We start from the raw sequence: 6,154 nt of genomic DNA, 5'->3' as shown, positions 1-6,154 counted from the left end.
GTCGTGGTGAAACTTGCCGGATACGTTGAACCCTCTCCCCAATCCGTGGTCATTGTCGCGGACAGCACCGTAAGTGCCGACTTCACGCTGACACAAATACCGCCTCAGCCGGTGCTCACCACTATCGTGGTGACTCCTGCGGTCAAGATAGTACAAACCGGGGCTACCCAGCAGTTCACGGCGACGGGCTACGATCAGTTCGGTCAGGTCATGCCGTGTTCCGGCATTGTCTGGACCAGCTCTGATGAGACTGTCGGAACGATTGATACAAACGGTCTCTTCGAAGCCCTTACAGAAGGTTCTGTAGTCATCACAGCAACCTGCGATAATGTAGCGGGTTCTGCGGATGTGACCGTCTGCAATGAACCCCCCGCAGTTCCGGAATTCCCGACTCTTCTTGTCCCGCTCGGCATTATCGGTGCCATTCTCATGGTTTCGATGGTGTTCAGGCGAGATTAAGGCCTCGAATTCTTTTTTAAGTTATATATATACTATGTTTATACAATATATTCTTCGGGCTTCGCACATATTCGACCAATAAGGTGCGTTTGTTTTGAGAATCGCCATAATTCCTGACTTTTAATTAATCTATAGTGATTAGCTGAAATGCATTGCACTCATTAATATACCTGCATCCTGATTTTTCATTAAGGATTGATGCGTCTCAACCGTTGATTCATAAAGAAATTCGATCGGTTTGCGTGCTTCGCCCCACCTGTCTACGGAGTGTCATATTCGACGGCATCGATCCGGAAGAGGGTAATCCATGTCGCAGAATAAATGGTCGGTCATCTTTGTTATTTTCCTTCTCCTGATGGTATCCTTGCAGCCCGTTTCGGCTGCGACGACCATCGATCAATTCACGTACGATGCTAACGGGAATATGATCGAGGGAAATGGTTTCGTCTTCGAGTATAGCGATGCCAACCAGCTTGTACGAATTATCAATGCTTCCGATTCGGCGGTTGTCGCGGAATATTTCTATGACGCCAATGGCCAGCGGGTTAAGAAGGTGGAAAACGGTGTCACCACCTACTATACCGGTTCACTCCTCGAGACCCGTGTTTCCGGAACGGATGCGGTGGAGACCTCCTACTATTTCGCCAACAACGAACGGGTTGCACGAAAAGATTCGGACGGGGCCATGTACTACTATCACAGCGATCACCTCGGGAGCACGAGCGTCGTTACCGACGCATCCGGGGCCCTTTCCGAGAAGGTCGATTATCTTCCGTACGGCTCCGTGCAGGAGCATGCAGGGGAGGGAAGCACGTACCTCTTCACCGACCAGGAATTCGATGCCGAGTCGGGGCTATACTACTATGACGCCCGGTATTATGATCCCGAACTGACGCGGTTTACCCAGCCCGACTCCATAATTCAAGAGATATATAACCCACAGAATCTGAATAAATATGCCTATGTACTGAATAATCCGGTGAGGTACACGGACCCCAGTGGTCATGGTATTAATTTGATGCTCCAAGTGGGAGCGGATACTATTGTCTCTACAGTGAAATCTGCCATAATCCCCGACATCCCCATACCTGTGATAGGTCAATCGGCTCAGATCGCACAAATGGGATCTGATTTAGCTTTTATTGCTGCGGCACTTTTCGTTGATGAGAGTAATAGTGAGCAGGTAAACCGGTATCATGAAATTCGAGATACAGGTCATGTCGTATTAACGCCCTCTTTTTGGGTTGCCTTCCTTCCATTATTGGGATTAAAAATGGCGGATGGAGTTGGCCTGATAGATGAACCGGTCATTAGAGATTGCAGTGGCAAGGAAGCATTTACAGTAGCTGCAATTTTCAGTGAAGGCTGGGAGATTACGAGAGAGAAATTGGTAGAGGCCCTGATTGGAAACGAAAATGCCTTCCAAGATATGAGGACTGAAGGAGATGAAATGAGACAGAAATGGGAATCTCGTCTTATAAATAAGCAAAATGAGCGCAATTCAGCCTCAGGAGGATGAGATGATGTTCAATAAACCCAAAATAATTAATAGAAACGGAAGCCTCATGGCTTTCACATTTATACTATTATTCATCCCTGCTCTCGCATCAGCCGCAGTCCCCACCAGTGAAAATCCCTTCATCCCCTGCATTCAGGACAGCTTGGAGCCGGATGTGCCGGTGATTACGGAACAGGGCGTATTTCAGACAAGCCTCTATACCGGAAGCGGAACCTATGCCTACTCCATCGATCTTCCGCCGGGAACAAACGAGCTTGCTCCTGAACTGGTGCTGAGCTACAACAGCCACAATGCCAAGGACAGGTCGAGCTGGGCCGGGGCCGGGTGGAGCCTGACCGGGAGCTATATCCAGCGTGATGTAAACAGCACACCCGATGATCCCGCCGATGATACATTCGATCTCATACTGAACGGACAGCAGTATCCGCTCGTGTTGACTCCTTCCGACGGACGGTATCATACGGAAGAGGAATCCTATCTCTTCGTCGAAAAACTCGCCGGAAGTCCCCTGAATGAAAAGGGGGAGTACTGGCTGGTGAAATCCCCGGGCGGCCTGCAGTATCGCTTCGGGTACACGATTGATGCCGAGACGGTCATGAGCACCCGAGATGCTGTCTGGCGCTGGAGCCTTGATGAAGTCGTGGACACCTTCGGCAACCACATTTACTATTCCTACACCGAAAACCCGACAGTGAAGGACATCGGAGCGGTGTATCCTGCTCGAATCGAGTACAACAATGACAAGAAGCGTGTTGTCGAATTCATTCTCGAAGCGACGGACCGGCCGGATATGGCTACCGTCTATAATAATGGTAATAAAATGCGGATTGCCCGCCGGCTGGCTGAAATCAGGATTACCGCGGATGGCAATCTCGTCTCAACCTACCGTCTGACCTATGAAGCCAATGATCCGTCAACACTTTCATTCATCTCCCAAATCGACCGGATCGGAGCGGATGGCATCTCTTCCCTTCCTCCGGTCACCTTCGAATATGAGGAGCTTGGGATTGGGTGGGTGCAGGATACGACCTGGAAAGCCCCGACCTATCTGGGAGGTGCCAAAGGGTATATTGTCGTGGATGTCAATTGTGACGGATTTCCCGACATCCTTCGCGGCTACAAATACTATGATCCGACGTTACCCTATCCCTATGAAAAGTTCCTCAATGACAGCTGGATTAATACCGGAAACGGGTGGGTGCACGACAACACGTGGGCACCTCCCATTGAGTTCTGTTACTATAAGACGGATGACGGGAGATTCTGGGACGATGCCTGGGTGCAGGACATGAACGGTGACGGCCGCCCGGATATCTTCGCTGTAATTACAGACACGCTGATCAACACCGGAAACGGCTGGGAAACAAATACAAGCTGGAGATTATCGGTTTCACCACAGGGGCAAAAAGGATGGCGCTTTACCGATGTGAATGGCGACGGTCTGGTGGATCTTATTCGCGGGTATATGTACTATGACCGGGACAAGCCGTACCCCTACGAATACTTCGTAAACGATGCCTACATCAACACCGGAAACGGCTGGGTGCATGATACCCGGTGGGCCCCCCCGGTGCCGTTTGTCTATGAGGATTTCTACTACGATCGCTTCAATGAATATTACGAAATGACCGACTTAAACGGCGATGGACTTCCCGATATCTTCCTGCCAAGTTCCACCGCTACCTATCTCAACAATGGTACCGGCTGGGAGTATACGAACGAATGGCGACATCCCTTTACATTCCAGAGCAGAATAGGTTCGCGGTTTATCGATGTCAACGGTGACGGCCTTTCCGACATGATACGGGCAGATATGGAGTACGAGGACGGTGTTGAGGATTTCCATGTGCAGGCCTACATCAACACCGGCGACGGATGGGTGAGTGACAGCCGCTGGTATGCCCCGTATCCGTTTGTCTATCGGCACGAAGACGGTCGCTCTTGGGCACGTGCCATTCCGATGGATGCAAACGGCGACGGGCAGAGTGATATTATTCATGCCCTGGAAGCATGGGTGCATGCAGGCGAAGGGCATGCCTGCCGGTTAATTCAGGTTAATAACGGGATTGGCGGGACCATTGCGATCGACTACATGCCGACCTCGGATCTTCCCGATAGTGAAATCGGGTTTGTGATGCAGTGCGTGAAATCGACCACGAAAGAGAATGGTATCTCAGGTGTGCAGGGAATCAGCGCACAGGAATCGATGCTGTACGAAGAAGGCTTCTTCGACCACATCAATCAGGAATTCCGTGGTTTTGGCAGGGTTATTGTGACGGATGCACTCGATCAGCAGCAGATTCACTACTTCTGTCAGGACGATGCGCTCAAGGGGAAGGAATATAAGACCGAGGTGTATGACGATGCCGGATCAATCTATCAGGCCACCGAGCAGACCTGGCATTACGAGGTTGATGGAGGTGTATTCGTCACGCATCTTGACGAATCACGAATGTCGCTCTATGATGGCCGGGAAACCGGTCCGAAAGTGACGGCCGTATCCTATGACTACGACGAGTACGGAAATACCATCGTACAGGCCATGCAGGGCGATAATGCGGTATCGGGGGATGAAAAAACATCGGTAACCGAATATACCTACAACCCCGCCGCATGGATCGTCAACCGCCCGAAGCATATGACCTTACTTGAGGCTGACGGACTCACGAAGGCGGCTGAGGCATGGTACTATTATGACGGTCACACCACGCCGGACACTCCGCCGACGCAGGGAGCCGTCACCAGGAAAGAAGTATGGCTTGATACCGGGGCAAATCCGGTGACAACATATTCCTACGACAGCTATGGAAATCCGGTATCAATCACGGATGCAAACGGCCAAAGAGAGACCTACGAGTATGGTATCACCGATCCGACGTTCACCTTCCAGGAACTCACTACGAATGCCCTCGGGCATCCGACACGATATTCCTACGATCTTGGAACCGGCAACATCCTGCGTGTGATCGACCCGAACGGATTCGCAACCAGATATGCCTACGATGTTTTCGGCCGTATCATGCAGGTAATCCGGCCCGGTGATTCAACCGGCTATCCGACCGTCACCTATGACTATCTCCTCGATGGCGTCGCCCCCGAGTCGATCCTGACGTCCCGGCGCGAAACGAGCGGACAGAGCGGCACGCTTGATTCGATTACCCATTACGACGGGATGGGGCAGAGCATTCAGACACGAACCGACGCGGAGGATACCAGCAGGGCCATTGTGGCATCAACCCTGTACGACAAGCTGGGCCGTGTTGCCGAACAGACCGTCCCCTATGATGAATCGGCCGGGTGGACCTATGCCCAGCCCCCCTCCGTCCGTTCCACTTCGTACGTCTATGATGCCCTTGGCCGGACCGTGGTGACGAAAAACCCCGACGAAACCCAACGGACGACAACCTACGACCACTGGCTTGAGATTGAAACCGATGAGAACGGAAACCAGGTCGAAATCCGGAAAGACGCCTACGACAGGACGGTCCGGGTCAGGGAATTCATGCCGTCATCGACGTTCACGACGGATTATACCTATGATACCCTTGATAATCTGCTCAGCATTACCGATACGGAAGGAAATCAGTTCAGGTACAGCTATGATACCCTGGGAAGGAAGATCGAAGAAATTGATCCCGATATGGGCCGATGGCAGTACGGATACGATGCAAACGGCAATCTGATATCCCAGACCGATGCGCGGGGCCGGAAGACATCCATCACCTATGATCCCCTTAATCGCGCGATTTACAAGGATTATCCTGTGGATAATGACGTCACGTACGTCTATGACAGCGGCACGATAGGACCTCTCTCGGAAATGAGCAACGGTATCAGTACGACACACTATACATACGATTCGCGCCTCCGGTCCATTCGCGAGGAACAGGAGGTTGACGGCCGGGTATGGGTAACCGAGCGGGAGTACGATTCGGCCGATCGACCGACGGCAATCCGGTATCCTACCGGGGAAGTCACGGATTACCAGTATAATAATCAGGGCCTGCTTGATGCGGTCAGCGGGATCGTCGACGCGTTTGATTACAACAACGATGGCAATATCATCCGTAAAGACTTCGCAAACGGGGTCTCGACAACATTGGCATATTATGAAACAAATCACCGCCTTGAAAGCATCTCCACTGCCGGGCTTCAGGATCTGACCTATTCCTATGA

The 6,154-nt window shown here is 51.6% G+C and carries 2 protein-coding genes and 1 pseudogene; all 3 read left to right on the top strand.

The features are described from left to right. The first annotated feature begins 3 nt into the window (after window positions 1-3). Window positions 4-459, top strand: coding sequence for a hypothetical protein (locus tag APR53_00125; protein ID KQC04253.1), 456 nt, complete (start codon window positions 4-6; stop codon window positions 457-459). Window positions 460-766: 307 nt separating this feature from the next. Beyond that, window positions 767-1,978 carry a hypothetical protein gene (locus tag APR53_00120; GenBank protein ID KQC04252.1) on the top strand — a complete coding sequence of 404 codons (1,212 nt, stop codon included), beginning with the start codon at window positions 767-769 and terminating at the stop codon, window positions 1,976-1,978. A gap of 1 nt (window position 1,979) precedes the next feature. Continuing rightward, window positions 1,980-6,154: pseudogene (locus APR53_00115) on the top strand.

Origin of the sequence: Methanoculleus sp. SDB (assembly GCA_001412355.1) — an archaeon.
GTDB lineage: Archaea > Halobacteriota > Methanomicrobia > Methanomicrobiales > Methanomicrobiaceae > LKUD01.
The sequence above is the reverse complement of the archived record's forward strand: the minus strand, read 5'-3'. Positions and strand labels throughout refer to the sequence as shown.